Raw genomic sequence first — 25,816 nt, 5'->3', positions numbered from 1 at the left:
CGTACGGGATGGAAGCATCCAGCGGGCCCACCCGGGCCCCCGACGACGGAGCAGACGATGCGATTCATGATGCTGGTGAAGGCCAACGCGGACTCCGAGGCCGGCGTGCTGCCGACCTCCGAGGCGATCGCCGAGATGGGCCGCTACAACGAGGAACTGATCAAGGCGGGCGTGATGCTCGCCGGCGACGGCCTGCGGCCCACCTCCGAGGGCGTGCGGCTGACGTTCTCCGGGAACGGCCGGCCCACCGTCACCGACGGTCCGTTCACCGAGACCAAGGAACTGCTGGCCGGCTACTGGATGATCGAGGTCGGCTCGCGCGAGGAGGCCCTGGAGTGGGCCTCGCGGGTGCCGTTCCGCGACGGCGAGACGCTGGAGGTCCGGCGGGTCTTCGAGGCCTCCGACTTCCCGGCCGACGCCGTCTCCGCCGAGACGCTGGAGAAGGAGCAGGCCTGGCGGGACGCCAACCAGCGGCCGATCGGCGGCTGACCGCGTTTCCCCGGGGTGTCCGGAGCCGGAACCTGCTCTGATGAGGGGCTGTGACAGCCTCGGACACCCCTGCCTCCGGCCCCCCTGCCTCCGGCCCCCCGATCCATGGCACCCCGGCGACCGGCACCCCCGCGCCCGGTGCCCCCGCGCCGTCGGACGGCCGCACCGCCGTGGACCGGGCGGTGGACGCCGTCTGGCGCATCGAGTCCGCCCGGATCACCGCCGTGCTCGCCCGCCTCGTCGGCGACTTCGGCGCGGCCGAGGAACTCGCCCAGGACGCCCTGGTCGCCGCCCTGGAGCAGTGGCCCCGGACGGGAGTGCCGGACAACCCCGGAGCCTGGCTGACGGCCACCGCCCGGCACCGCGCGATCGACCTGATCCGCCGCGAACGCCGCTACGCCGGCAAGCTCGCCCAGGTCGGCCGGGACCTGGCGGTCGAGCAGCGGGCCGGCACCGGGGACCCGGCCGCCGCACCCGCCGAACCCATCGAGGACGACCTGCTGCGGCTGGTCTTCACCGCCTGCCACCCGGTGCTCTCCGCGGAGGCCCGCACCGCGCTGACCCTCCGGGTGATCGGCGGCCTGCGGACCGAGGAGATCGCCCGCGCCTTCCTCACCTCCGAGACCACCGTCGCCCAGCGCATCGTCCGGGCCAAGCGGACGCTGGCCCGCGCCGAGGTGCCGTACGAGGTCCCGGAGGGCGCCGAACTGGCCGTCCGGCTCGCCTCCGTGCTGGAAGTGATCTACCTGGTGTTCAACGAGGGCTACGCCGCCACCGCCGGCGACGACTGGATGCGGCCCGCGCTCTGCGAGGAGGCGATGCGGCTCGGCCGGGTGCTCGCCGGCCTGATGGGCGACGCGGCCGAGGTGCACGGCCTGGTCGGCCTGATGGAGCTCCAGGCCTCCCGCTCGGCGGCCCGGACCGGCCCGGACGGCGCACCCGTGCTGCTGCTCGACCAGGACCGGCGGCGCTGGGACCAGCTCCTCGTCCACCGCGGCCTGGCCGCCCTCGACCTGGCCTGGGGGCTGGCCACCCCGCCCGGCCCGTACACGCTCCAGGCCGCCATCGCAGCCTGTCACGCCCGGGCCCGCACCCCCGAGGACACCGACTGGGTGCGCATCTCCGCCCTGTACGCCGCGCTCGCCGAGCGTGCCCCCTCCCCGGTGGTGGAGCTGAACCGGGCGGTGGCGCTGGGCATGGCGTTCGGCCCCGCCACCGGGCTGGAACTGGCCGACCTGCTGGTCGACGAACCCGCACTGCGGGGCTACCACCTGCTGCCGACCGTCCGCGGCGACCTGCTGGCCCGGCTCGGCCGGCACACCGAGGCCGCCGCCGAGTTCGAACGGGCCGCCGCCCTCACCCGCAACGGCCGCGAGCGCGCCGTCCTGCTCGGACGGGCCGCCTCCAGCGCCCGCGAGGCGACGGACGGGGGACCGCCGCCGCCCGTACGCTGACGGGGACGGAGGGGCCGGACGGGGGACCGCCGCCGCCCGTACGCTGACGGGGACGGAGGGGCCGGACGGGGGGAGTGGCCATGGGTGTCCGCGACACGGCGCAGGGGATCGGACGGAAGGCGACGACGGCGCTCGGCAACGCCGCACAGGCCGGGCGCAGCGTCCGCGCCAGGGCCGGGGAGGCCGGGCGGAGCGCCCGCGCCAGGGCGGGGGAGGGCGACTGGGTCCGGCGGGCGCTGGCCGCGGTGCCGCCGCCGCAGGCACCGGCCGACGAGCGGTGGGAGGTCTCGATCGCCGCGCTGATCGGCAGCCACCCGAAGGTGCCCTCGCCCGCGGTACGGCTGCTGCACCTGCTCGACGACCTCGGCCAGGTCGTGATCGGCCCGGAGACCGTCGGCTTCGACGGCGCGGAGGTCGCCTGGGACAAGGTGCTGGAGCTCCGGCTGCACAGCACCGCCGACCTGCTGCCGGACGTCGTGCTCGACAAGGAGGTCGACCGGGTCCTGGACCTCCTGCCGCCGGTGCCCGGCCGCAAGTGGCTGGTGACCACCCTGGCGGAGGGGCTGCTCACCCTCGTCCAGGCCGCGATCGAGGCGGCCGAGCGGGAGGACCGCGGCCTGCCCTGCGAGCTGGTCCACCGGAACCTGCTGGGCCGCCCGAAGCAGCTCTCCGGCGGGCTGTTCGCCGCCGCCGCCCTGGCCGCGACCCCGCAGGCCGCCGAGAGCCTGGTCGCGACGGCCAGGGCGCACGGGGTGCCGGTGGTGGAGGTGGCCCCGGCGGACCTCGGTGTCCGGGCGGACCGCGCGCAGCGGCTGCGGGACGCCTCGCTCCGGCTCCAGGAGCGGATCCGCGGTCTGCGATCCGGCCCGGCCGGTCCCGCCGCCCTCGACGGCCCGGCGGACGAGCCGCCGGCGATCAGCCTGGAGAAGGCGCCCACGCCCTGAGCGGCGGTTCCCCGAGCCCGGTGGTGGGCCCCGCGCCGCCGTACCGGACCCCGGGGCTGCGCCGCAGGTGCGAAGGGACCGGCCTCGGTACCGAAACGGGCGCGCTCACCTACGCACCCGACGCCTCGCCGCCGGGAAGGAGCTCGGCGACCAAGGCGCGGATCCGTCGCTGGATCTCGTCGCGGATCGGCCGCACCGCCTCGACTCCCCGGCCGGCCGGATCCTCCAGCTTCCAGTCGAGATACCGCTTGCCGGGGAAGTAGGGGCAGGCATCGCCGCACCCCATGGTGATCACCACGTCCGAGGCCTGAACCGCTTCGACGGTCAGGACCTTGGGCGTTTCGGCGGAGATGTCGATCCCGACCTCGTTCATCGCCTCGACGACGGCCGGGTTGACGCTGCCGGCCGGGGCCGAACCGGCCGAGCGGACCTCGACCCGGTCACCGGCAAGGTTGGTCAGGAAGGCGGCCGCCATCTGGGACCGGCCTGCATTGTGGACACAGACGAACAGTGCGGACGGGGTGGCAGTACTCACGAGGACATTCCTTGCCGAGATGAGGAATCAGTGACGGGTGGACCGGGTGACGTCCCGCTGCTCGGGCTCGCCATGAGGGGCTATCACCGACTCGTCCGCGTCGGCGCGGTGGCCGAACAGGGCGGCGAGCAGGCCCAGCCCGACCACCGTTCCGACGAGTTGGGCACCGATGAACGCGAGGACGGAGGACGGGGCGATCCCGGCGAACGTATCGGTGAAGGCACGGCCGATCGTGACGGCCGGATTGGCGAAGCTGGTGGAGGACGTGAACCAGTACGCCGCCCCGATCCAGCCCGCGACCACGATCGGTGCGAGGTGGGTACGGCCGGTGCGGACCAGGCCGAGGACCAGGAGAACGAGTCCTGCGGTCGCCACGACCTCACCCAGCCACAGGTGGCCGGCGAACCGCTCGTGCGTCGACCAGCTCACCAAGGGTTTTGCGAACATGGCGTTCGCCAGCACGGCGCCGCCGACGGCTCCGACGATCTGCGCCCCGACACGGCCCAGGACCTCGCGCGGGGCCGGGCCGTCCCCAGTCGTGCGCCCGGTCCACCACGCGGCGAGCGTGACGACGGGGTTGAAGTGGGCGCCGGATATCGGGCCGAGCAGGACGATCAGCACGCCCAGGCCGAACACCGTGGCGAGGGAGTTGGCCAACAGCCGCACGCCCACGTCCTGGCTGAGCTGCTGGGCCTGAATGCCCGAGCCGACCACGACGGCGACCAGCGCCGCCGTACCGACCGCCTCCGCGGTGATCCTGCGGCCGAGCGGGGCGAGCTCCGTCATCTCGACCCGCCGACGCCCGCCCCGGCCTCGGCCGGGGTCCGCAGGAGCGAGGCGAGCTTGGCCAGTGCCGCGGGCAGCACCCAGTAGTAGACCCAGGTGCCGCGACGCTCCGAGCCGACCAGTCCCGCGTCACGCAGCACCTTCAGGTGATGGGAGATCGTCGGCTGGGAGACGTCGAAGGGCCCGGTGAGGTCGCAGACACAGGCCTCGCCACCCTCGTGCGAGGCGATCAGGGACAGCAGTCTCAGCCTCACCGGGTCGGACAGCGCCTTGAACATCTTCGCGAGCTCGACCGCGGCGTCCTCACCCAGGGGCTCGCGGACCATCGGCGAGCAGCACACGACCGCATCGTCCTGGCCGAGCACCGGCAGTTCCAGATTCGACATGCATCTATGTTGACAGTCATCTATTCAGAGAGCAACCTTGGCGACATCGACATCGATATCCATCGATACAGAGGAGCCTGTCGTGTCCCGTGTCCAGCTCGCCCTTCGGGTCGCCGACCTCGAAGCCTCGATCGCCTTCTACACGAAGCTGTTCGCCACCGAGCCCGCCAAGCGGCGGCCCGGTTACGCCAACTTCGCCGTCACCGATCCCCCGCTCAAGCTGGTCCTCATCGAGGGCGCTGCCGGCGAGGAGACTCGCCTCGACCACCTGGGAGTCGAGGTGACGGCACCGGACCAGGTCGCCGCAGCCGCCGACCGGCTCAAGGAGGCCGGGCTCGCCACGTTCGAGGAGAACGACACCTCCTGCTGCTACGCGCTCCAGGACAAGGTGTGGGTCCACGGCCCCGGCAAGGAGCCCTGGGAGGTCTACGTCGTCAAGGCCGACGCCGACCGGCTCGGCAGGAGCGCCATCGGCGGCGGCGACGCCTGCTGCACCTCCGTCGAGCACGGCAGCCGAGCCACCCCCACCCCCCCCGCCACCTGATGCAGTCGCTGCGGCTCGCCGAGGAGTCCCGGGACGCCGCACTCGGCGCAGGTCCGTCGACCCCGCGCACCTGAAGTCGACCCCGCGCACCTGAACGGGAAACGCGCCCACACCTTCACGCCGCAGGACTTCGGGCGCGTCAGGTGGTGCGCTTCGGCCGCCGTGCCCGGGGTGTCGACGTCAACGAACGGGCGCGGACGCTGCTCGCGGCGCGACCCGGCCGGACCTGATCCGGGTCCCCGTTCCGAGGCGGAAGGGGCCCGGTCCGCCACCGGGGGCGAGTGCGTGCCGTGCGTGGGAGGCTGTTCTCATGACGGTGATCCAAGGCATCTTGAACGTCCTCTGGCTGATCTTCTGCGGCATCTGGATGGCCCTTGCGTACGCAATTGCCGGAATCATCTGCTTCATCCTGATCATCACGATCCCGTTCGGCATCGCCAGCTTCCGTATCGCCGGATACGTGCTGTGGCCGTTCGGCCGGACGACCGTGGTGCGGGCGGACGCCGGGGCGGCGTCCTGCATCGGCAACGTGATCTGGCTGGTGTTCGCCGGCTGGTGGCTGGCGCTCGCGCACATCGCCACCAGCATCCCGCTGTTCGTCTCGATCATCGGGATCCCGTTCGGCTGGGCGAACCTCAAGATGATCCCGATCTCGCTGATGCCGCTCGGGCGCGAGGTGGTCGACTCGGACCAGCGGTTCGCCGGCTGGTGAGGCGCGGGGCCCGCGGGCCGGCGTCCGGCCGGGCGGACCCGGCGCGGTGTCAGTCCGCGCCGTGGGACCGGAGTTCGCCCCAGGTGCCGGTGGCCGCCGTGCGGGCGGCCGCCCGCAGCCTGGGGTCCGTCGCCTCCTCCGCGGCCTCCAGGGCGATCTTCCAGGCGTAGCCGGCCGGGTCGCTCCCGGCGAGGATCCGCAGCAGTGGGCCCACCGCGCGCGGGTCACCGCGGTGGGCGAGGCCCCGGGCGGCCTCGGCGACGACCTGGTCGGCCGGGTCGTCGAGCAGCCCGGCCAGGGCGTCCCGCAGGGCCGGGCTGTCGCCCTCGACGGAGGCCAGCGCGAAGGCGGCCCAGTCGCGGACGCCCTCGTCCGGGTCGGCGAGCAGGACCGTCACCAGGTCCATCCCCTCGGGGCGGTCGAGGCCGACCAGGCCGGCCAGCGCGAACGCGACGGAGTGCCGTACCCGCGGGTCGGGATGGTGGACGTGCCGGGCGAGGTCCGGCAGCGCGGCGGGGTCCCGCTGGTGGCCGAGCCCGGACACTACCGACCGCAGCACGGCCGGATCCCGCTCCTCGGCCGCCATCCGCCGCAGCAGCGCGACCACCTGCCCGGCGTGCGGCCGATCCCGGGACGCGTAGTCGAACTGGGCGAGCACGTCCGCCCCGAACTCCCGCTCCCGGACGGTGCCCCCGCACAGCCGCTCGGCGCCCCGGAACGCAGGCTCCCCGCCCCGGGCGTGCAGCAGCCGGACCGGTTCCCACCAGCAGGGGTGCTCGGAGTCGGGCGCGGCCAGGGCCCGGGCCGCGAGCTCCTCGAACGGCGGCTCGACGCCCAGCGCCGCCTCCAGCAGGCACACCACGGCCGCATGACCGTCCTGCACCCCGGCCGTCGCCGGGAGTCCGCCGACCCCGGTGAGCTCCACCGTCAACAGGGCTGTCCCGTCCGGCTGTTCCTCGCGGCGCACCGCCACCGGTTCCCGCGCCGCCGGTTCCCGCACCGCCACCGGGCCCGGCGCCGCCGCCGTGAGCCGGCGGCGCAGTTCCTCCACCGGGTCGCGGCCCAGCCAGCCGCGGGCGCACTCCAGCGGCGTCCTGCCGTCGGCGTCGGGCCCCGCCGGGTCGGCGCCCGCGTCGAGCAGCGCCCGCACCGCCCCGTACGCGCCGCGCTCCGCCGCCCGTGCGAGGGCCGGCGTCCGGTCGGGGTCGGCGCCGTACTCCACCAGCAGCGCGGCCATCGCCCCGTCGCCCGCGGCGGCTGCCACGACCAGCGGGCCGGTCGCGGCGCCGTCGGCCGGCTCGGCGGGGACACCGGCCGCCAGCAGGTCGCGGACCTTCGGCAGGTCGCCGTGCCGCACGGCCGTCAGCAGGGCGTCGGCGTCGTCCTCGCTCATGGGTCCAGCATCCCGCACCGGGTGGTCGCCGGGCGGGTCCGCAGCGCCGGGGCGTCCCCGGGTCGTTCGCCGGGTCGTTCGCCGGGGCCGGGCGGGTCCGCGGCGGCCGGGTCGGTACGGTGAGCGGGCATCAGAGGTTCCGTCGAAGGAGATCCGACCACCGTGCCCAGCTGGCAGAGCACCCTGACCGCCGCCGGGATCGCCGGGACCGCACGGCGCGCCGACTACACGGTCGCCGCCCGCCGGGTGCTGCGCCGCGAGCAGGCCCCGTACCTGGCGCTCAGGCTGCTGGCGGCCCCGCCGCTGGTGCCGTACCTGGCCAGCGGTCTGGCCTTCATGAACCTGGTGGACGACGTCGCCGAGTCCGGCTCGCCGGAGCAACGCGCCTCCGGTCTGCGGGAGTTGACCGTCCGGGTCGAGCAGGCGCTGGAGTCCGGCGACAGTGGCGACCCGGTGCTGCGGGCGTACGCGCACGCCGTACGGGCCCGCGGGCTGCCGGTGCACTGGGTGTCCGACTTCCTGGCCGGTGCGGCCACGGCCGAGGCGCAGTTCACCGGGTTCGACACCGAACGGGACTACCAGGACTACCTGGACACCTACGCCTGGCCGGGGCTGACGGTCTTCACCGGCCTCCAGTACCGGGGCGGACCGGACCCGGCGCAGGCCGCCGGCTGGCGCCGGTTCGTGGACGCCGCGCAGCGGGTCGACTTCCTCGCCGACCTGGCCGGGGACCTGGCCGCCGGGCGCCTGTGCATCCCGCGCGAGCGGCTGGCGGAGCACGGCGTGACCCGCGCCGAGCTGGAGCAGGGCCGCGACGGGGCCGCCGTGCGGGCCCTGCTCCTCGACCAGTGCGCCCGGGCCCGGACCGCGCTCGACGCCGCCGCCGACGTGGTCGAGCTGGCCGACCCGGGCCTGCGGCGGGTGGGCCGGACGATGACCGACCTGATGGCGCACCAGCTGGCGGCGGTGGAGCGGGCCGGCGTCCGGGCGCTGCGCCGGGACGTCGGCTACGGGGTGCTGGCGCCGCTGCGGATCCTGGCCCGGGCCCGTCGGACGCCGGTGCACTGAACGGCGTCCGGTGCGGTGCCGTCCGCGGGGACGGGCGGCCGGTCAGTCCGGGAGCCGGAGGCGGGCCGGCAGGACGCAGATCTCCTGGGCGAGCAGCTCGGCGAAGGCCGTGGTCAGCCGGTCCGGCCGGGTGCGGGTGTACGCGGTGAGGGTGCGCCGGACGGGCGGGTCGGGGTGCACGACCGGGCCGTCGAAGCCCGGCGGCAGCACGGTGGCGGGGACCAGTGCGGGCCCCAGGCCGGCCGCGGCCAGCAGCGGGGCGGCGGCGGTCTGCTCGGTCCGCACCGCGACCCGGGGCTGGAACCCCGCCCGGGCGCAGGCCTGGTCCAGGACCTCGGCCAGCCCGTTGCCCGGCGCGTAGTGCACCCAGTCCCGGTCGGCGAGCGCCGCCAGCGGCACGCGGCCGGCCTGCGCCCGCTCGCCCGGCGGCAACACCAGCACGAACTCCTCGACGCCCAGGTCCCGGACCGGCCCCTCCCAGCCGGCCGGGGCCGGGCCGACGGCCAGGTCGGCCCGGCCCGCCGCCATCGCCGCCTGCAACTGGGCGGCGTGCGGGTACTCGCGCAGCCGGATCCGCACCCCGGGATGCCGCTCGCGCCAGCTGCGCAGCACGGCGGGCAGCGGACCGAGGCTGATCGAGTAGACGGTGGCGACTTCCAGCTCACCCTCGTCCAGGCCGGCGGCGCGCGCGGCGGCGGAGTGCAGCCGTTCGGCGTCGGAGAGGGCGGCCCGGGCGTACGGGAGGACCGCCCGCCCGGTCGGGGTCAGTCGGACCGAGCGCGGCAGGCGCTCCAGCAGGGGGCCGCCGACGCTGCGTTCGAGGGCGCGGATCTGGTGCGAGAGGGCGGGCTGCGTGACGTGCAGTTGCTCGGCCGCCCGGGTGAAGGAGCCGGTGTCCACCACCGTCACCAGGTATTCGAGCTGTCGCAGGGTGGCCATGCAGAGATGTTATGGCAGCGGGAGAAAACAAGCCTTGGACGCATGGGTGCTGGTGGGCGGAGGGTCGGGGGTGACCGATCCGGTTCATCGTCGAGGAGTCGATTCCCGTGAGCACCTCCCCTTCCCCCGCCCGCCCGTCGGCCCCGCTGTCCCTGGAGGGCCGCCGGGTCGTCGTGGTCGGCGCCGGTTCGCACACCGGCCGCCGGCTGGCCATCACGGCCTCCGCCGCCGGCGCCGACCTGGTGCTGGCCGGCCCCGACCCGCGGAAGCTGGAGTGGACGGCGGGGGAGCTCGCCGGCGGCGCCCGGGTGGTCCCGGTGGACCTCGCGGACGAGGACTCGATCGCCGCGCTGGCCTCGGCGGTCGGCGGCTTCGACCACCTGGTCTCGACGGCCGCGATGCCGGCCAACGGACCGCTGGCCGAACTCGACCCGGAGGCCGTCCGGCGGGCCTTCGCCGCCAAGGTGATCGGCCCGATGCTGCTGGCCAAGCACCTCGCCGGGCGGGCGGCCGACGGCGGCTCGTTCACCTTCTTCTCCGGGGTCGCCGCCTGGCGCCCGGCGCCCGGCCGGACGGTGATGGCGACCACCAACGGCGCGCTGGCCTTCCTGGTGCAGGCGCTGGCGGTGGAGATCGCGCCGGTCCGGGTGAACGCGGTCTCCCCGGGCATCGTCGACACCGGCAGCTGGGACGGCCTGGGCGCGGGCAAAGACGCGTTCCTGCGGGGCGTCGCCGAGCGCAACCCGGCCCGCCGGGTCGGCACGGTGGACGACCTGGTCCAGGCGGTGCTGTTCGCGATGGCCAGCCCGTACGTCACCGGGACGGTGCTGCACGTGGACGGCGGCGGCCGCCTGGTCTGACGCGGGCCGGGCGTCGCGGGGGTCCGGGCGCGGCCTGGTGGCGGCAGCCCGGCGCGGGGCCTACGGCTCGCCCGGGCCGGAGACCGCCGCGCGCAGGGCCCGGAACTCGTCGGCGATCCCGTCCAGGGTGTAGTGCGCGTTGAGCCCGCTCGGGTTGGGCAGCACCCAGACCCGGGTGTCGCCGATGGAGTGCTGCTGGGGCCCCACGGCCGCCTTCGGACGGCCGAACGCGGCCCGGTACGCCCCGATGCCGAGCACCGCCAGTACCCGCGGCCCCAGCCGCTCGACCCGTTCGACCAGCGCTGCTCCGCCGATCCGGTACTCCTCCGGCGTCAGTTCGGCGGCCTTGGCGGTGGTGCGGGCCACCACGTTGGTGATGCCGAGGCCGAGGGTCAGCAGCTCCTGCTGCTCGTCCGGACCGAGCTGACGGGGCGTGAAGCCCGACCGGTACAGCGCCGGCCAGAACCGGTTGCCCGGGCGGGCGAAGTGACGGCCGGTCGCACCCGACCACAGCCCCGGGTTGATCCCGCAGAACAGCACCCGCAGCCCCGGCGCGGCCACGTCCGCGATGGTGGTGTCCTGCGCGGCGGCCAGTTCCTCGGCGGTGGGGCGGTGCGCGGTCCTCGTCATCCTCCCCACTCTGCCGCATCGGCGGCCGGGCTGTCGCGGGCGGTCGCGGGTGGTCGCGGGCCGTCCGGTGGGCGGTCGGCGGAGCCGGGCCGGCGGGTGGTGGGCGGGTGCCGGGCCGGCGCCCGGCCCGGTTGTGCGCCGCGTGTGCGCCGCGTGTGCTTCGCCACACCGTCCCGGAGCCGGGGCCACGGCCCGGCAGCTGTGGGGCAGCTGTGGGCCGGCTGTGAGGTCGCTGTGGGGCCGGCCGGGCGCCGCCGGCGCACATCGGTGGATAGCCAGTTCGATTAATCTCCTGACCCGGGCGCCCTCGATGCGCAGAATGATGGGATGTCATACGAACTGAACGCGCTGGCCGCAACCGCCGAACTGCTCAACGTGGTGGCTGCGGAGGTACCGGTCGCGCGGGTCGTGCGACTCGACCAGGGGCTGGCTCTGATCCCGATGACGGACCGGCTGCACGCGGCCCTGCACCAGCCGGCCGGCGCCCAGCAGGCAGGCTTCGCCTACTTCCCCGGCGGCCTCGCCCGGCGGCTGGAGGCGTGGTCCCAGTCCGCCCCGATCGCGTACCTGGAGGCGGCCTACTTCGGTGGCGAGGGCAGCCAGAGCGCGGCGGTCTGGGTGGACGGCCGGCTCACCCTCGGGCCGCTGCACCTCGGCGAGGAGGACCCCAACCCGGCCGAGGGCACGCCGATCTCGCAGGCCCTGCGCCGGCTCGGCGCCCGCGGCGGCCCCGGGGCGGACGAGTTCGAGGCCGTCGGCCTGGGGCGGCACCGCCACCTGGAGGACTGGATCGCCGGCTGAACGAGTGCCCGCCCGGTGGCCCGCGGCGCGCCCGCGAAGCGTGACGAGCCGTTCGGCGCACACGCGGTGGCCGGGGCCCGAGGGGTGTCCCAACGTGTGGTTCAGGCGCATGCCTGAACTCCGCTGAAAGGACACAGCTTTCCCCTGCGTGCCCTCCGTACGGCCGAGGCCGCCCCCACGACCACCGTTCGTCCCGCCGCCGTCGCACGGCCGGCGACGGGCCTGCCCGGGCTCCCGGCCGCACCCGGCTCCGCCGCCGCTCCGGCAGTGACCGATGCGAGTGGCGCCGGCGGCACGACCCGTGGCCTGGACGTGCCGGGGGCGCTCGGCGGCGTCCTCGGTCCGGTCAACCAGGTGCCGGCGATGGCCACTTCTTCGGCGGACGTACCGGACCCCGCGGCCCTGCAGAAGCAGGTGGACGACCTCACCGCCGCCGTCACCGGCCTGCTCGGCAAGCTCCCCGGGCTCCCCGGGCTCCCCGAAGTGCCTGGGCTGCCGGACCTCCCGGTGGGGGTCCCGGCCCGCCAGACGCCCGGGCACCCGAAGGTGACGGCTCCGGCGCCGGTCCCGGCAGGGTCCGCGGACGCGTGGAACGAGGGCGCAGGAGGACGTGACCGCGTTGATGAAGGCGGTCACCGCGGCGAGGTCGCTCCACGCGCCCTCCTGACCACGCCGCCCACCCGCGGGACCCCGGACCGCGCCCGGTCCGGGGTCCCGCCGGCGTGCGGTGCGGTGCGGTGCGGTGCCGGCGGTGCCGGCGGTGCCGGCGGTGCCGGCGGTGGCGCGGTCGCGCCCGGCGGTCAGTCGCGCGGCTTGAGCCGGTGCAGGGTGTAGCCGTGGCCCGAAGGGTCCAGCGGCCTGGTGGCCTGTTTGAAGAGGTACTCGGCCCGGCCGTAGGACAGCCGGCTGCGACCGGTGTCCGGGCACAGGTCGGCCTCCGTCGGGCGCCTGGCCGGACCGGGCCGCCGGTCGGCGAGGAAGACCGGCCCGCGGGTACGGCCGGCCAGCAGCCCGGGCAGCAGCCGGGCGGTGCCGGAGCGCCAGTTCACCCAGACGCCGCCGGACCGGGCCCGGCGGTCGTCCAGGTCCAGATCCTCGACGTTCAGGGCCAGGACGGTCGTCACGGGAGCCGCCGACTCGTGCAGCAGCCGCCACAGCACCTGCTCGCGCAGCGCCACGTCGCCGTGCCCGAGGACCGCTTCGAGCTGGGAGGAGGGGAGGGCGGGCATCCCCGCCCGGGTCTCGGTGCGCCGTTCGACGGCCGCCGCGAGGTCGTTCATGTCGTTGGGATCATTCGCATCATGCCTGGCATCCCCGGCATACCCGGCGTCCCCGGTAGCCCCGGCTTCCAGGCTGTTCAGGGCGGCCCAGGCGGCGAACGACCGGACGGCGGCCCGGTGCCGGTTCCAGGTCCTGGCCGCCGCCCCGCCCCACACCGTCGCGAACACCCGCGCGACCTGCTCCGGGGTCACGGAGGCCAGCGGCACCTGGTCGCCGACGGCCAGGCCCAGGCGCCGCAGGGTCTGCCCGTACGAGCGGAGCGTGGCGGCGTCCAGGTCGTCGCGGGCGAGGAAGTCCCGCGTGGCCGCGCCGAGCGTGACCCTCGGCGGGCCCGGGACGGAGAGCTCCTCCGCGCGCCGTTCCAGGAAGGCGCGTTCGGCGGCGTTGCGGGTGAGCGCGGCGGCCCGCAGGAAATCCACCCGGGCCTCCTGGGCCCGGCCCGACCGGGCCAGCAGGTCTCCCCGGACGCTCGGCAGCAGGTGGTAGTCGCGCAGCGCCGGGTCGTCCAGCAGTCCGTCGATCAGGGCGAGGCCTGCCTGTGGACCGTCCGCCATCGCGACCGCGACCGCCCGGTTCAACCGGACGACCGGGGTGGGCAGCTGGTGCGCGAGCGCCCGGTAGAGGGCGGCGATCCGCGCCCAGTCGGTGTCCTCGGCGGTGCGCGCCTGGGCGTGGCAGACGGCGATCGCCGCCTGCAGCACGTACGGGCCGGGCGGCCCGCCGACCCGGCGGGCGCGCAGCATGGCGGTGAAGCCGCGGCGGATGAGCAACTGGTCCCAGCGGCCGCGGTTCTGCTCGTGCAACTGGACGGGCTCGCCGCCCGGACCCGTCCGTGCGGCCGACCGGGAGGCCTGGATCTCCATCAGCGCGACCAGCCCGTGCACCTCGGCCTCCTGCGGGGCCAGTTCGGCGAGCAGCCGGCCCAGGCGCAGGGCCTCGTGGCAGAGACCGGGTCGCATCAGGTCGTCGCCGGAGGTCGCCGAGTACCCCTCGTTGAAGATCAGGTAGACGACCTCCAGCACCGACGAGAGCCGCTCGGCCAGCTCCGGACCGTCCGGCAGCTCGAACGGCACCCGGCGCTCGGCCAGGGTCCGCTTGGCGGCGGCGATCCGCTGGGTGACGGTCGTGGCGGCGACCAGGAACGCCCGGCCGATCTCCTCGGCCGTCAGACCGCCGAGCAGCCGGAGCGTCAGCGCGACCCGCGCCTCGGTCGGCAGCACGGGATGGCAGGACAGCAGCATGAGCCGCAGCACGTCGTCGTGGTGCGGCTCCTGCTCCTGCTCGGCCTGCCGCCGGTCCAGCCCGTGGGCGATCTCCTCCTGCTTGCGCTGGAGGCGCTGCGAGCGGCGGACGTGGTCGACGGCGCGGCGCTTGGCGATCGCGGTCAGCCAGGCGCCGGGGTTGTCGGGGACCCCCGTGACGGGCCACTGTTCGAGGGCGGCGACCAGGGCGTCCTGGGCCAGTTCCTCGGCGAGGCCGACGTCGTGGACCATCCGCACCAGGGCTGCGACGATCCTGGCCGACTCCATTTTCCAGACCGCGTCGATCGTGCGGTGGGCATCCAGCACGGTCATGATCACAGCACCCGCGCCGGCCGGCCCGCAAGCCCCGTGGGGCGGGTGGGCCGCCGTACGGATCAGGGGCCGAAGACCTGCTGGATCACGCTCTCGCCGTCGCCGACGATCCGGCGGAAGCGGCGGGCCAGCTCGACGGCCTCCGCCTGGGACCGGACCTCGATCAGCGCGAAGCCGGCCACCGCCTCCTTGGCCTCGGCGAACGGCCCGTCCGTCACCGTGATCCGGTCACCCGCGGAGGTGACCCGGATGCCCCCCGGCTCCAGGCCGCCGGTCGCCAACAGGACGCCGGACGCGGTGAGTTCCTCGACGAAGCTCGCCATCTCGGCGTAGAGGTTCTCGTCCGGGGCGACGTCGGAGGGCTTGGTCGTCATCAGGTAGCGCATGTCTGTCTCTTCTCCCGTTGTGGTTCGTCGCGCGGCGGTGTGTGCCGCGGTTCTGCCAGTACGTCGAACGAACCGTGCGGCAGGGAACAGCGGCATTCCCTGTCACATCACCCGCTCGACGTGTCAGCGAGAACCGAAACCACCGAGCCCGACGGAGACACCCGCCATGACCACCGCCCGCATCCCCGCCGCAGCCGCTACCGCCGCCACCACCGGCACCGTCGCCATCCCCGCGACGCGCTCGCTGCTCACCGCCGCCACCGTCGCCGCACCCCTGTGGGCGACCGTCGCCCTCGCCCAGGCCGCCACCCGGGAGGGCTTCGACCTGACCCGCCATCCGCTGAGCGCCCTGTCCGACGGCCCGCTCGGCTGGATCCAGATCGGCAACTTCCTGATCGCCGGCCTGCTCACGACCGTGGGCGCGAGCGGCCTGCACCGGGTGATGCGCGGCACCCCGGGCGGCACCTGGGCGCCACGGCTGGTCCGGATCAGCGGCCTCGGCATGATCGCCGCGGGTGCGTTCGTGATGGACCCGGCCGACGGCTTTCCGCTCGGTACGCCGGACGGCATGCCCGCCGCCCTCAGCTGGCACAGCTACGCGCACTTCGCGGCCGGATCGATCACGTTCACCTCCCTGATCGCCGCCTGCCACGTCCTCGGCCGGCACTTCGCCCGGGCCGGGGAACGGGGACGCGCGACCGCCTCCCGGGTGGCCGGGAGCGCCCTGCTGCTCGGCAACGGCTGGGCGATGAGCGGTGGCCGGGGCGGCTCCCTGGCGCTCGCCGTGGGAGCGATCACCGCGATGCTCTGGGTCGCCGCGGTCGCCGACCGCTACCGCCGCAGCAGCGGCCGGTAGCGCGCGGGGCGTCGACGCCCACCCCTCCTCCACCCTCAACCGCACCGCACCGCACCGCTCAGGACAAGGACCCCTTCACCATGACCAAGCCGACCACCCCCGACGAGTACCTCGCCACCCTGCCCGCCGCCCAGCGCCGGATCACCGACAGCCTCCGGCCGCTCATCGACGCCGCTCTCCCGGGCGCCGGTGCGCTCTGGCACGGCCACCCGGTGTGGAGCCTGGGTGCGGCACCCGGCAGGAACCCCGTCTGCCACCTCAAGGCCTACCCCGACCACGTCACCTTCGGCTTCTGGCGGGGCCAGGAACTCTCCGACCCGTCCGGCCGGCTGGCGCCGGGCGCCCGCCGGATGGCCGCGGTGAAGCTCCGCGACCCGTCCGACCTCGACGCCGGGCTCTTCGCGGACTGGCTCCGCCAGGCCCGGGCGCTGGAGCAGGTCACGCTCGACGCGGCCCGGTGACCCTGATGCCCCCGGGCGGCGGGCGGCGGGCCCGGAACGGAGCGGGGCGCACCGCGGGCGGCGACCGAAGCGGACTTCGGGCCGGTGTCCCACGGTGCGCCCCACCGAGCCGGAGGCTGACGCCCCGGTAGGTCGGATCCGCGTGTCAGCGGTAGTTCACGAACTGGATCGCGAACTCCAGGTCCTTGCCCTTGAGGAGGGCCTGGATGGCCTGCAGGTCGTCCCGGGACTTGGAGCTGACGCGCAGCTCGTCGCCCTGGACCTGGGCCTTGACGCCCTTGGGGCCCTCATCGCGGATGATCTTCGCGACCTTCTTGGCATCGTCCTGCGTGATGCCTTCCTTGATGTCCACGGAGATCTTGTACTCCTTGCCGGACAGCTGCGGGTCGCCCGCGTCCATCGCCTTCAGCGACAGGCCGCGCTTGATGAACTTGTCCTTCAGCACGTCCAGGATCGCCTTCACGCGCTCCTCGCCGTTGGCCTTCATCTCGATCTTCTCGCCCGACCGCTTGATCTCGGCGCCGACGTTCTTGAAGTCGAAGCGGGTGGAGATCTCGCGGGAGGTCTGGTTGATCGCGTTGTCGACCTCCTGCCACTCGACCTTCGAGACGATGTCGAAACTGGAGTCGGCCATGGGTGTTGGTCTCCTTGCGGTACTGGCTTCTCGGTCCTGGGCCGCCCACCCGGGCGGCCCGCCGCCCCAGCCTATCCAGCCCCGCCCCCGCCCTGCGGCCGACAGCCGCGACCCGCCCTTGATCATCACGTGACCGATCGAGTGGCGGACCACCCCTGTCCATCGGGTATCGTTTACGACGTCGAACGGGGCGTGCCCCGCGAGACACCATCCCTGGCTGGTTGCCCGAGCGGCCAAAGGGAGCAGACTGTAAATCTGTCGCGCAAGCTACGCAGGTTCGAACCCTGCACCAGCCACCGGATAACGGAACGGCCCTGAACTGCGGAAACGCGGTTCGGGGCCGTTTCTGTTTGCGTGTGTGAGGGCGGCCGGTGACCGGGGGCGGGTTCCGCTGGTGGGCCGGGCGCGCGGGTGGGGCCGTTCGGGGCAGTGGGAGACACGCCGGGTCGGTGGGCCCGGGGGCGGGACCGGGCGGGTCCCCGGCCGTGGCCCGGGCCGCGGTTCAGCCGGGGTTGTTCTGCCGGGGCAGCGCGAGGGCGACGGTGTCCGCGAACTCCCGTACGGCGCTGGTGCGGCTGACCACCCGGCCGCTGTGCACGACGAGGCGGCTGTGGCCGCCGGCCAGCGCCCCGGGGAGGCTGTCGCCGCGGATCGCGAGCAGTTCGGCGGGGAAGCCCGCGTCCACCCGGACGGCCGGCAGTCCGAGGGTGACCCGGGCCTGGCCGCTGACCGTGTCGTACGCGGCCTCGGGGCTGAGCAGTCCGGTGGCCGCCAGCAGGTAGGCGGCCTCCAGCGGGTCGGCCCGGCCGACCGGGTTGGCGAGGTCGCGCAGGCCGCCGCTGCCGACCGCCAGTGGCACCCGGGCGTCGACCAACTCCCGTGCCAGGGTGGGGCGCAGGCCGGGCGGCAGGCCCTCGACGCCGAGGCAGCCGCCGCTCTGCGGCAGGCACACCGCGCGGATGCCGGCGCCGGCCAGGACGGCGACGCCGCCGGGCGGCAGGGCGCTGCACGGGCCGACCGTGAGCCGGGGGCGCAGCGGGGCCAGTACGCCGACGATGCGGGCGAGTTGGGTGAGGTCGCGGCCGGTGGTGTGCAGGTCGACCGGGCAGTCCGCCTCGCCGGCGGTCTCCAGCAGGGTCTGCGCGTACCCGACCGGGTCGGGGTCGAGCTCGGGGCAGCCGCCGGCGGCGGTGGCGCCGAGCTTCAGCGCCTCGCGGAGCTGCGCGCGGCCGTCGGCGCCGGCCCGGCCGGTCAGCAGTCCGGGCATGGCGACGGCCTGGAGGTCGGCCAGGCCGCGCAGTGCCTGCCGGGCGGTGAGCACCGCCTCCAGTCGGCCGAGGCCGTGCAGGTCGCCGATCCGGACGTGGGTGCGCTGGGCGGTGGCGCCGTAGCCGAGCGAGGTCAGCGCGGCCTCGGTGACCCGGCGGACCAGGTCGGCGGGCTCCTCCGGAGGTGCGGTGGGCAGGGCCGCGGTGAAGGCGGCGTCGTAGTGGCCGTGCGGTTCGGCCGGGGCGGGCAGCAGCAGGTAGCCGCTGAGGTCGATCCGGGCGCCGGTGGTCACGGTGGGCCGGCCGGGGGCCGCGGGCAGCGGGCCGAGGCTGCCGGCGGTGCCGACGGCCTGGATCCGGTCGCCGCTGATCCGGACGTCCACCACCCGCCGGTCGGCGAGCCGGGCGTTGGTGAGCAGCAGGACGGGGCCGTGGCCGAGCGGGTTGGCGGCCGGGCCGGGGTGCGGCCCCTCGGCTGGTGCGCTGTCCGCGCTCATCGGCCGGCTCCTCACTCTCCGGGGCCCGCGGGGCCCCAGGCGCTCGACCCGGGGTGCTCTCGGGCGTTCTGGGCGCCCCGGGAACCGCATGATCACTGCCGGTCGAGCCTAGGCCGCCGGGGGGCGGGAGGCTCGGAGGCGGGCATAAGTCGTATCGGGTCAAGCCGCCCGGTGGCGTGACCTCCTCGAACGTGCGTGTCCCGAGGGACTGTCAGTACGCCCGCGCCGACCTGCGGTCTTCCGCTCCGGATACGGATTTCACCTCTGGCCGGGAACCGTGTAATCTCTTCCTCGTTCGCCCCTATAGCTCAGTCGGTAGAGCGTCTCCATGGTAAGGAGAAGGTCTGCGGTTCGATTCCGCATGGGGGCTCTGGTGAAAAGGCTCGTCACCCCGGTGGGGAGTCCGATCATCAAAGCGGTGTAGCTCAGTTGGTAGAGCAAGCGGCTCATAATCGCTGTGTCACCGGTTCAAGTCCGGTCACCGCTACTCCGCGTAGTCGATCGGGGGTACTGCTCCCGATCGGCTACTCTTGTCGTGTTCTTATTCGTTGTCCCAGGAAGGCACTCCCGTGGCTGCCACTGACGTCCGCCCGAAGATCACGCTGGCCTGCGTGGAGTGCAAGGAGCGGAACTACATCACCAAGAAGAACCGGCGTAACGACCCGGACCGTCTTGAGATGAAGAAGCACTGCCCGCGTTGCAACTCGCACACCGCGCACCGCGAGACCCGCTGACTTTGCACTGACTCCAGGCCGCACCCCGTACGGGGCGCGGCCTGGAGTCGTTTCTGTGTAACGACACATTCAGAGGAGTAGCTCATGCCGCTCGATCCCTCCTTCATCGGGCGGACGTATCCGCCCACCGATCCCTACGAGGTCGGCCGGGAGAAGATCCGTGAGTTCGCCGAGGCGATCGGGGACGCCAACCCCGCGTACACCGACCCGGAGGCGGCCAAGGCGTTCGGTCACCCGGATGTGATCGCGCCGCCGACCTTCCCGTTCGTCCTCACCTACGGTGCGGCGGCGCAGGTGGTGAACGACCCGGAACTGGGCCTGGACTACAGCCGGGTGGTGCACGGCGACCAGAAGTTCAGCTACACCCGCCCGGTGCGGGCCGGCGACCGGCTGGCGGTGACGGTGTCCATCGAGGCGATCAAGTCGCTGGCGGGCAACGACGTGCTGACGGTCCGTGGTGAGGTGCACGACGAGTCCGGCGAGCACGTGGTGACGTCGGTCATGTCGCTGGTGTCGCGGGCCGCCGACGAGGAGGGGAAGTAGCGCGATGGGGATCAACTTCGACCAGGTCGAGGTCGGCACCGAGCTGCCGGCGCAGTCCTTCACGGTGACGCGCGCCACGCTGGTGCGGTACGCCGGGGCGTCGGGCGACTTCAACCCGATCCACTGGAACGAGAAGTTCGCGAAGGAGGTCGGGCTCCCCGACGTCATCGCGCACGGCATGTTCACCATGGCGGAGGCCGTCCGGGTGGTGACCGACTGGGTCGGTGACCCGGGTGCGGTGGTCGACTACGGCGTGCGGTTCACCAGGCCGGTTCCGGTGCCGAACGACGAGGTGGGCTCGGTGATCGAGGTCTCGGGCAAGGTCGCCGCGCTGCTGGACGACCGCCGGGTGCGGGTGGATCTGCTGGCCACGTTCGCGGGCCAGAAGGTGCTCGGTATGTCGCGCGCTGTGGTCCAGCTGGGCTGAGCCGGTCGGTCGGGCGGACCCGGGGTACGGGTCCGCCCGACCACCCGGGGGGCGCCGGTGGGCCGCGGACATGGCAGTCCTCGTTCCGTGTTCATGGGCCGGCGGTGCAGGGAGGGTGTTGCCGGGCAGGTCAACGGATAGCTGGGGTGACCATATCCACCGCCCGAGCGAGGCGGCAAGCAGCCGCCCGAGCTTTAACTACGAGTTCACATCGGCATGTTCACGCGCGTAGACGGCCCCGCGTACGCCCCGGCGCACTCTGCCGCACAAAGTGCGCCGAGAGTGCACCAGACGTTCGAAGGTCATCCTCCGTTTGGGGTCGGCCGCACCGGTACGGGTTGATCGCCGCAGGTCGACGTTGCTTTCCGTGACCGATTCCGGGGCAACGGGCCAAAGATACGGCTACCGTGCGTGCGTGCCACGCCCCCGGTGATTCACGCTCGGTTGGTTGCAGGCTCAACGGGAACTCGCGTACGGTCCTGCCCCGTAACGAGGTGCATCCGGTGCCCCGTGCCGAAAGTCATCACTCACACACTCCGCCGGCCGGGCAGGTCGAGGCGGTCCGTCGTTCCGTCGGCAGTGCCGCGGGGCGAAGGGCGTGCGGTGCCGCAACCGCCGCACCGAGAGCAGATGTTGACCGTTGACCGATGAATCCTGAGGCCCTGGCCGAGCCGTGCCCCGGTGCGCCCGCATCCGGGTCGCGGCGCCGTGACGGCTCCCCGGGGACCTTAGCAGCGCGCGGTCGCTGCTGACAGGGATTCTCGCAGGCATCCCGATCGGCCCGGCCCGGGCCGACTCATTCCTGGAGGACCAACTGTGGCTCTGATCAAAGCAGTTGACGCTCAGAACTGGCTGATCGAGAAGATCGCGCACCGGCTCGGGGTGGAACAGTCCGAGGTGTCGCCGGAACAGTACTTCGACGAACTCGACCTCGACTCGACCGAGGCGCTGATCCTGGCCGGCGAGATGGAGAGCTGGCTCGGCTTCGAGCTCGGCACCACCGCGCTCTGGTACCACCCCAGCATCAAGGACCTGGCCGCCCACATCGCGGAGGAGTCCGCCATCCGAACCGAGGCGCGGCATGCGGCCTCGGCGTAGCCAAGTCACGCTCCCCGTCAACCGGTTGAGACAGCCGGCGGCCGGGTGCGGCACGGTCTACCTGGTCCATCCGGGGGCGCTCGCGGCCGGGGTGCACGCCACCCTGGCCGAGGCGCTGCCGGACGGCGCCGGACTGACCGTGCTCGACCTGTCCGCCCTGCCGGAGTACTGGGAGGCGGCCCTCACCGGCGGCCGCGCCGAGACCACGGTCGAGGCGCTGGCCGACCGGCTGCTGGACGAGTTCGACGGCGTGTACGACGGCGGGCCGTACGCGCTGGCGGGCTGGTCCTTCGGTGGCGTCGTCGCGCAGGCCATGGTGCAGCGGCAGGCGCCCGGGCGGCGCCCCGACCGGCTCGTGCTGCTCGACAGCATCGCCCCCACCGGGGAGTACCAGCAGCCCGACGAGGCACTCGAACCGGACCTGCTGCTCGGGTGGTTCGCGATGTACCTGGGCGCCAAGCGGGGCCGCCCGGTACTGCCGGACCCGGACCGGCTCGCCTCCTGCGGGGTCGAGGACGGCCTGCTGCTGGTGCTCGACGCGGCCGCCGCCGGCGGCGCGCTGGCCGCCGACACCCCGCTGCCCGGGCTGCGGAAGCTGTACGACACCTACGTCGACGGCCTGCTGCGCAACAACCGGCTGACCGCGCCCTACCGGCCGGTTCCGGCCGAGGTGCCCCTGGTGCTGGTGACGGCCGAGCGGAGCCTGGTCCCGGGCGATGCGACGCTCGGCTGGACGCCGCTCGCACCCCGCGGCCTGGAGGTCCACCGGAGCCCGGGCGACCACTACACGATGCTCACCCGGCCGGACGCCGCCGCGCTGATCGCGCGCCTGGTCCGTCCCGTTCCGGTCCCCGCGGGGACCGTCGCAGAGAAGGTCTGACGCAGGCCCCGTCCTCCGCACGGACCCCGGGTCGCCGGCCGCACGGCGGCGGCCCAGGGGGCCGGCCCTCCGAGACCAAGAGAGCCCTGCCGTGAACACCTCGCAGCCCCAGTCCCAGCCCGAACCGACCGACTCCGACGCCGAGTTCGGCCGTCGGCTCGCCGACGAGCCGGTGGCCATCGTCGGTCTCTCCGCGCTCTACCCCAAGTCCCGTGACCTCAGAGAGTTCTGGGGGAACGTGGTGGAGGCCGCCGACTGCATCCAGGACGTGCCGAGCACCCACTGGGACGTCGCCGAGCACTACGACCCGGACCCGTCCGCGCCGGACAAGACCTACTCCCGGCGGGGCGGGTTCATTCCGTCCGTCGCCTTCAACCCGATGGAGTTCGGCCTGCCGCCCACCACCCTGGAGGTCACCGACGTCCTCCAACTGCTCAGCCTGGTGGTCGCGCGCGACGTGCTCAGGGACGCCGGAGCCGAGCAGCCTTGGTACCGGCCCGAGCGCACCGGCGTGATCCTCGGAATCACCGGCGCCAACCAGCTCACCCAGCCGCTCTCCGCGCGCCTGCAGACACCGGTGCTCAAGGAGGTGGTGCGCAGCTGCGGGCTGACCGAGCGCGACGCCGAGGAGATCGCGGAGAAGTTCAAGCTCGCCTTCGCGCCCTGGGAGGAGAACTCCTTCCCCGGCATGCTCGGCAACGTGGTGGCCGGCCGGATCGCCAACCGGCTCGACCTCGGCGGGACCAACATGACCGTCGACGCGGCCTGCGCCAGCTCGCTCGCCGCGACCAAGGCGGCCGTCAGCGAGCTGCTGGAGGGCCGGGCCGACACCATGCTCGCCGGCGGCTGCGACGCCGAGAACACCATCTTCATGTACCTCTGCTTCAGCAAGACGCCCGCCTTCTCCCGGGCGGGCCGGATCCGCCCGTTCGACAAGGACGCGGACGGCACGCTGATCGGCGAGGGCATCGGCATGCTGGCGCTGCGCCGGCTGGCCGACGCCGAGCGGGACGGCAACGAGATCTACGCCGTCATCCGGGGCATCGGCTCCTCCAGCGACGGGCGGTTCAAGTCCATCTACGCCCCGCGCAAGGAGGGCCAGATGGTCGCGCTGCGGCGGGCGTACGAGGACGCGCGCTGCACCCCGGACACCGTCGAGCTGTTCGAGGCGCACGGCACCGGGACGGCGGTCGGTGACGCCACCGAGCTGTCCGCGCTGGCGGCGGTGGTCTCCGAGACCACCGAGCAGCGGCAGTACGCCGCCGTCGGCAGCGTGAAGTCGCAGATCGGGCACACCAAGGCGGCCGCCGGCGCGGCCGGCATGATCAAGCTCGCGCTGGCCCTGCACCACAAGGTGCTGCCGCCCACCATCAACGTCGACGAGCCCAACCCGGCGATCGACTTCGCGGCCGGCCCGTTCTACGTGAACACCGAGAGCCGCCCGTGGATCAAGGACCCGCGGCGGACCGAGCGCCGTGCAGCGATCTCCTCCTTCGGCTTCGGCGGCACCAACTTCCACTTCGTGCTCCAGGAGCACGGCGAGGGCGACGACCTGAGAGTGATGTTCCCGGTCGCCCGGGTGCACCTGTGGCACGCCCCCGACACCGCCGCGCTGACGGCGCTGCTCGCCGCCGGCGCCGAGCCGGTCGACGGCCCGGTGCCGGCCGGCCACGCCCGGCTCGCGCTGGTCGCCGCCGCCGGCGTCGACCCGGCCGAGCTGCGGGCGCTGGCCCTCGGGGAACTGCGGGCCGAGCCGGCGGCCCAGGAGTGGTCGCACCCCAAGGGGGTGTGGTTCCGCCGCGCGGAGGCCGGGACCGGGCGGGTGGGCGCGCTGTTCGCCGGGCAGGGCAGCCAGTACGTCAACCCCGGCCACCGCGCCGTGCTCGCGCTGCCGCCGCTGCGGGCCGCCTTCGACCAGGCCAACCGGGAGTTCGAGGGCGCCGAGCCGCTCTCCCGGATCGCCTTCCCCGCGCCGGCCTTCGGCGACGCCGTCCGCCGGGCGCAGGAGGAGTCGCTGCGCCGCACCGAGTACGCGCAGCCCGCGATCGGCGCCCTGTCGGTCGGCCAGTACCGCTACCTGGCCGGACTCGGCTTCACCGCCGACGGCCATCTCGGGCACAGCTTCGGCGAGTTGACCGCACTGTGGGCCTCCGGCGCGCTGGCCGACCAGGACTACTTCGCGCTGGCCCGGGCGCGCGGCGCCGCGATGGCCCCGCCGGCCGACCCGTCCTTCGACGCCGGGGCGATGGCGGCGGTCGGGGCGGACGACCGGCAGCTGGCCGAACTGCTCGCGGCGCACCCCGAGTTGGTGGTCTGCAACCGCAACGCGGCCGACCAGGTCGTGCTCGGTGGCGCGACCGCGGCGGTGGAGCGGCTGGTCGCCTCGGCGGGCTCGCACGGCCTGCGGATCAGCCGGCTGCCGGTCTCGGCGGCCTTCCACACCCCGTTCGTGGCGCACGCGGTCGAGGCCTTCCGGGCGGCGGTCGCCCGGGTCGAGGTCCGCGAGCCGCGGCGCCCGGTCTACGCCAACACCCCCGGCGGCGCGTACGGCGCCGATCCGGCCGCCAACGCCGTGCTGCTGGCCGAGCAGCTGGTCAACCCGGTGCACTTCGCCGACCGGGTCGAGGAGATGTACGCGGCGGGCTTCCGCACCTTCGTGGAGTTCGGCCCCAAGGGCGTGCTCACCCAGCTCGTCGCCCGCATCCTCGGCGACCGCCCGCACCACGCCGTCCGGCTGGACGGCGGCCCGGGCACCGACGCCGACCTGGCCCTGAAGCGGGCGGTGGCCCAGCTGGCCGTCCTGGGGCTGCCGCTGTCGGTGGCCGACCGGTACGCGGCGCCGGTGGCCGAGGCCGCGCCCAGCAAGGGGATGACGGTGCTGCTCAACGGCATCAACTACGTCTCCGACGCCCGGAAGGCCGCCTACCGCCACGCCCTGGAGAACGGCTACCGGATCGCCGAGCCGAGGCTGCCGGCGGCGGCCGCACCGGTCGCGGAGGAGACGCCCGCCGTCCCGGTGCCCCTCGCGGAGGTGCCCGTCGCCGAGGCGCCCGTCCCGGCCCCCGTCGCGCCGGCCCCCGTCGACGTACCCGCCCTGCCCGTCGTCCTGGAGAGCGAGACCGTGGACCACGAACACCTTCCCGCACCGACCACCGACCGGCTGCCCGAGCTGATCGCCGATCACCTCGCCCTGCACGACGACTACCTCAACGGCCAGCTCCAGAGCGCGGAGCGGCTGGCCGGTCTGCTGGAGGACGCCGCAGGTCAGGGCCGGGTCGACGACGTACTGGCCGGTGTCACGGCGGTCAAGGAGCACGGCCTGGCGATCGGCCGCACACACCTGCGGGCCAACGAGATCCTGCGCGACCTGGCCGCCCTGGAACTCGGAGCCGGTACGGCCGCGCCGACGGCTCCCGCGGTCCAGGCCGCTCCCGCACCGACGGCTCCCGCCGTCCGGGCCGCTCCCGTACCGGTGGCTCCCGCCGTCCGGGCCGCTCCCGTTCAGGTGGCTCCCGCGCCGGTGGCGGCCCTTACCGCCGCGTCGGTCGTGCCCGCTGTTCGGGTGGTGGATGCGGGGGCGGTGTCGGCCGCGTTGTTGGAGGTGGTGGCGCAGAAGACCGGTTATCCGGTGGAGAT

At 74.3% G+C, this 25,816-nt stretch carries 26 protein-coding genes and 3 tRNA genes; 19 read left to right on the top strand and 10 right to left on the bottom strand.

Translation table 11 applies throughout. The features are described 5' to 3' along the window. Positions 1–57: 57 nt before the first annotated feature. The 3 genes from ACIOFR_RS07350 to ACIOFR_RS07340 all read left to right on the top strand — a co-directional run bounded on the left by ACIOFR_RS07350 (position 58) and on the right by ACIOFR_RS07340 (position 2,887). Entirely contained in the window at positions 58–489 is a 432-nt protein-coding gene (locus ACIOFR_RS07350) for a YciI family protein (RefSeq protein WP_400993134.1), read from the top strand. A gap of 170 nt (positions 490–659) precedes the next feature. Continuing rightward, positions 660–1,943, top strand: a complete 1,284-nt coding sequence (locus ACIOFR_RS07345) for an RNA polymerase sigma factor (RefSeq protein ID WP_400993265.1) — start codon at positions 660–662, stop codon at positions 1,941–1,943. 80 nt (positions 1,944–2,023) lie between these two features. Further along, complete coding sequence (locus ACIOFR_RS07340) at positions 2,024–2,887, top strand: hypothetical protein (protein ID WP_400993133.1); 864 nt, start codon at positions 2,024–2,026, stop codon at positions 2,885–2,887. A 109-nt stretch (positions 2,888–2,996) separates the two neighbouring features. On the opposite strand, the gene ACIOFR_RS07335 is transcribed toward ACIOFR_RS07340, so the two are convergent. The 3 genes from ACIOFR_RS07335 to ACIOFR_RS07325 are packed head-to-tail and all read right to left on the bottom strand — an operon-like array spanning position 2,997 to position 4,594. Continuing rightward, positions 2,997–3,422, bottom strand: a complete 426-nt coding sequence (locus ACIOFR_RS07335) for an arsenate reductase ArsC (protein WP_400993132.1) — start codon at positions 3,420–3,422, stop codon at positions 2,997–2,999. Between the two features lie 27 nt (positions 3,423–3,449). Next, positions 3,450–4,208 carry an aquaporin gene (locus ACIOFR_RS07330; protein ID WP_400993130.1) on the bottom strand — a complete coding sequence of 253 codons (759 nt, stop codon included), beginning with the start codon at positions 4,206–4,208 and terminating at the stop codon, positions 3,450–3,452. Continuing rightward, positions 4,205–4,594 carry an ArsR/SmtB family transcription factor gene (locus tag ACIOFR_RS07325; protein WP_400993128.1) on the bottom strand — a complete coding sequence of 130 codons (390 nt, stop codon included), beginning with the start codon at positions 4,592–4,594 and terminating at the stop codon, positions 4,205–4,207. The genes ACIOFR_RS07330 and ACIOFR_RS07325 overlap by 4 nt, the downstream gene beginning before the upstream one ends. An 82-nt stretch (positions 4,595–4,676) precedes the next feature. Here ACIOFR_RS07325 and ACIOFR_RS07320 point away from each other — a divergent pair, with 82 nt between their 5' ends. Then, on the top strand, positions 4,677–5,138 hold the full coding sequence (locus ACIOFR_RS07320; protein WP_400993127.1) for an ArsI/CadI family heavy metal resistance metalloenzyme: 462 nt from the start codon (positions 4,677–4,679) through the stop codon (positions 5,136–5,138). Positions 5,139–5,448: 310 nt separating this feature from the next. Continuing rightward, on the top strand, positions 5,449–5,850 hold the full coding sequence (locus ACIOFR_RS07315; protein WP_400993126.1) for a YccF domain-containing protein: 402 nt from the start codon (positions 5,449–5,451) through the stop codon (positions 5,848–5,850). A 49-nt stretch (positions 5,851–5,899) separates the two neighbouring features. Here the strand turns inward: ACIOFR_RS07315 and ACIOFR_RS07310 are convergent, their stop codons facing one another. Beyond that, positions 5,900–7,243 (bottom strand): HEAT repeat domain-containing protein, encoded by a 1,344-nt coding sequence (locus tag ACIOFR_RS07310; RefSeq protein WP_400993124.1) that lies wholly within the window; start codon positions 7,241–7,243, stop codon positions 5,900–5,902. 162 nt (positions 7,244–7,405) lie between these two features. On the opposite strand from ACIOFR_RS07310, the gene ACIOFR_RS07305 reads away from it, so the two are divergent. Continuing rightward, positions 7,406–8,311: a phytoene/squalene synthase family protein gene (locus ACIOFR_RS07305; RefSeq protein ID WP_400993122.1), complete on the top strand. Its 906-nt coding sequence runs from the start codon at positions 7,406–7,408 to the stop codon at positions 8,309–8,311. Between the two features lie 42 nt (positions 8,312–8,353). Here ACIOFR_RS07305 and ACIOFR_RS07300 read toward each other — a convergent pair whose 3' ends face one another. Continuing rightward, the gene (locus ACIOFR_RS07300; protein ID WP_400993121.1) at positions 8,354–9,250 is read right to left on the bottom strand and encodes a LysR substrate-binding domain-containing protein; all 897 of its coding nucleotides are present in this window, start codon (positions 9,248–9,250) and stop codon (positions 8,354–8,356) included. Between the two features lie 107 nt (positions 9,251–9,357). On the opposite strand from ACIOFR_RS07300, the gene ACIOFR_RS07295 reads away from it, so the two are divergent. Then, positions 9,358–10,110 carry an SDR family oxidoreductase gene (locus ACIOFR_RS07295; RefSeq protein ID WP_400993119.1) on the top strand — a complete coding sequence of 251 codons (753 nt, stop codon included), beginning with the start codon at positions 9,358–9,360 and terminating at the stop codon, positions 10,108–10,110. Positions 10,111–10,170: 60 nt separating this feature from the next. On the opposite strand, the gene mug is transcribed toward ACIOFR_RS07295, so the two are convergent. Further along, positions 10,171–10,740 (bottom strand): G/U mismatch-specific DNA glycosylase, encoded by a 570-nt coding sequence (gene mug, locus ACIOFR_RS07290; protein WP_400993117.1) that lies wholly within the window; start codon positions 10,738–10,740, stop codon positions 10,171–10,173. Positions 10,741–11,067: 327 nt separating this feature from the next. Between mug and ACIOFR_RS07285 the strand changes: the two genes are divergently transcribed. Further along, on the top strand, positions 11,068–11,541 hold the full coding sequence (locus ACIOFR_RS07285) for a hypothetical protein (protein ID WP_400993116.1): 474 nt from the start codon (positions 11,068–11,070) through the stop codon (positions 11,539–11,541). 800 nt (positions 11,542–12,341) lie between these two features. On the opposite strand, the gene ACIOFR_RS07280 is transcribed toward ACIOFR_RS07285, so the two are convergent. After that, positions 12,342–14,396 (bottom strand): sigma-70 family RNA polymerase sigma factor, encoded by a 2,055-nt coding sequence (locus ACIOFR_RS07280; RefSeq protein ID WP_400993115.1) that lies wholly within the window; start codon positions 14,394–14,396, stop codon positions 12,342–12,344. 62 nt (positions 14,397–14,458) lie between these two features. Then, positions 14,459–14,782: a YciI family protein gene (locus ACIOFR_RS07275; RefSeq protein ID WP_400993114.1), complete on the bottom strand. Its 324-nt coding sequence runs from the start codon at positions 14,780–14,782 to the stop codon at positions 14,459–14,461. Positions 14,783–14,948: 166 nt separating this feature from the next. Here ACIOFR_RS07275 and ACIOFR_RS07270 point away from each other — a divergent pair, with 166 nt between their 5' ends. Beyond that, positions 14,949–15,638, top strand: coding sequence for a DUF998 domain-containing protein (locus ACIOFR_RS07270; RefSeq protein WP_400993113.1), 690 nt, complete (start codon positions 14,949–14,951; stop codon positions 15,636–15,638). Positions 15,639–15,718: 80 nt separating this feature from the next. Continuing rightward, entirely contained in the window at positions 15,719–16,099 is a 381-nt protein-coding gene (locus ACIOFR_RS07265; RefSeq protein ID WP_400993112.1) for a DUF1801 domain-containing protein, read from the top strand. Between the two features lie 145 nt (positions 16,100–16,244). Here ACIOFR_RS07265 and ACIOFR_RS07260 read toward each other — a convergent pair whose 3' ends face one another. After that, positions 16,245–16,733: a YajQ family cyclic di-GMP-binding protein gene (locus ACIOFR_RS07260; protein WP_400993110.1), complete on the bottom strand. Its 489-nt coding sequence runs from the start codon at positions 16,731–16,733 to the stop codon at positions 16,245–16,247. Positions 16,734–16,948: 215 nt separating this feature from the next. On the opposite strand from ACIOFR_RS07260, the gene ACIOFR_RS07255 reads away from it, so the two are divergent. Continuing rightward, positions 16,949–17,029 (top strand) — tRNA-Tyr (locus ACIOFR_RS07255). 206 nt (positions 17,030–17,235) lie between these two features. Here ACIOFR_RS07255 and ACIOFR_RS07250 read toward each other — a convergent pair. Further along, complete coding sequence (locus ACIOFR_RS07250; protein ID WP_400993109.1) at positions 17,236–18,498, bottom strand: hydrolase; 1,263 nt, start codon at positions 18,496–18,498, stop codon at positions 17,236–17,238. 297 nt (positions 18,499–18,795) lie between these two features. Here ACIOFR_RS07250 and ACIOFR_RS07245 point away from each other — a divergent pair. The 8 genes from ACIOFR_RS07245 to ACIOFR_RS07210 all read left to right on the top strand — a co-directional run. Continuing rightward, positions 18,796–18,868: transfer RNA gene (locus ACIOFR_RS07245), tRNA-Thr, on the top strand. A 44-nt stretch (positions 18,869–18,912) separates the two neighbouring features. Next, positions 18,913–18,985 (top strand) — tRNA-Met (locus ACIOFR_RS07240). Positions 18,986–19,067: 82 nt separating this feature from the next. Then, positions 19,068–19,232, top strand: coding sequence for a 50S ribosomal protein L33 (gene rpmG / locus ACIOFR_RS07235; protein WP_006604855.1), 165 nt, complete (start codon positions 19,068–19,070; stop codon positions 19,230–19,232). Between the two features lie 84 nt (positions 19,233–19,316). Then, positions 19,317–19,775 carry a MaoC family dehydratase N-terminal domain-containing protein gene (locus ACIOFR_RS07230; RefSeq protein ID WP_400993107.1) on the top strand — a complete coding sequence of 153 codons (459 nt, stop codon included), beginning with the start codon at positions 19,317–19,319 and terminating at the stop codon, positions 19,773–19,775. Between the two features lie 4 nt (positions 19,776–19,779). Next, positions 19,780–20,202, top strand: a complete 423-nt coding sequence (locus ACIOFR_RS07225; protein ID WP_400993105.1) for a MaoC family dehydratase — start codon at positions 19,780–19,782, stop codon at positions 20,200–20,202. A gap of 816 nt (positions 20,203–21,018) precedes the next feature. Next, positions 21,019–21,300, top strand: coding sequence for an acyl carrier protein (locus tag ACIOFR_RS07220; RefSeq protein ID WP_400993104.1), 282 nt, complete (start codon positions 21,019–21,021; stop codon positions 21,298–21,300). Positions 21,301–21,325: 25 nt separating this feature from the next. Next, on the top strand, positions 21,326–22,180 hold the full coding sequence (locus ACIOFR_RS07215) for an alpha/beta fold hydrolase (RefSeq protein ID WP_400993103.1): 855 nt from the start codon (positions 21,326–21,328) through the stop codon (positions 22,178–22,180). A 91-nt stretch (positions 22,181–22,271) separates the two neighbouring features. Next, positions 22,272–25,816, top strand: a 3,545-nt coding sequence (locus tag ACIOFR_RS07210) for a beta-ketoacyl synthase N-terminal-like domain-containing protein (protein ID WP_400993101.1), incomplete at its 3' end; no start/stop codon positions are given.

Origin of the sequence: Kitasatospora sp. NPDC088346, assembly GCF_044740765.1 — a bacterium.
GTDB lineage: Bacteria > Actinomycetota > Actinomycetes > Streptomycetales > Streptomycetaceae > Kitasatospora.
The sequence above is the reverse complement of the archived record's forward strand: the minus strand, read 5'-3'. Positions and strand labels throughout refer to the sequence as shown.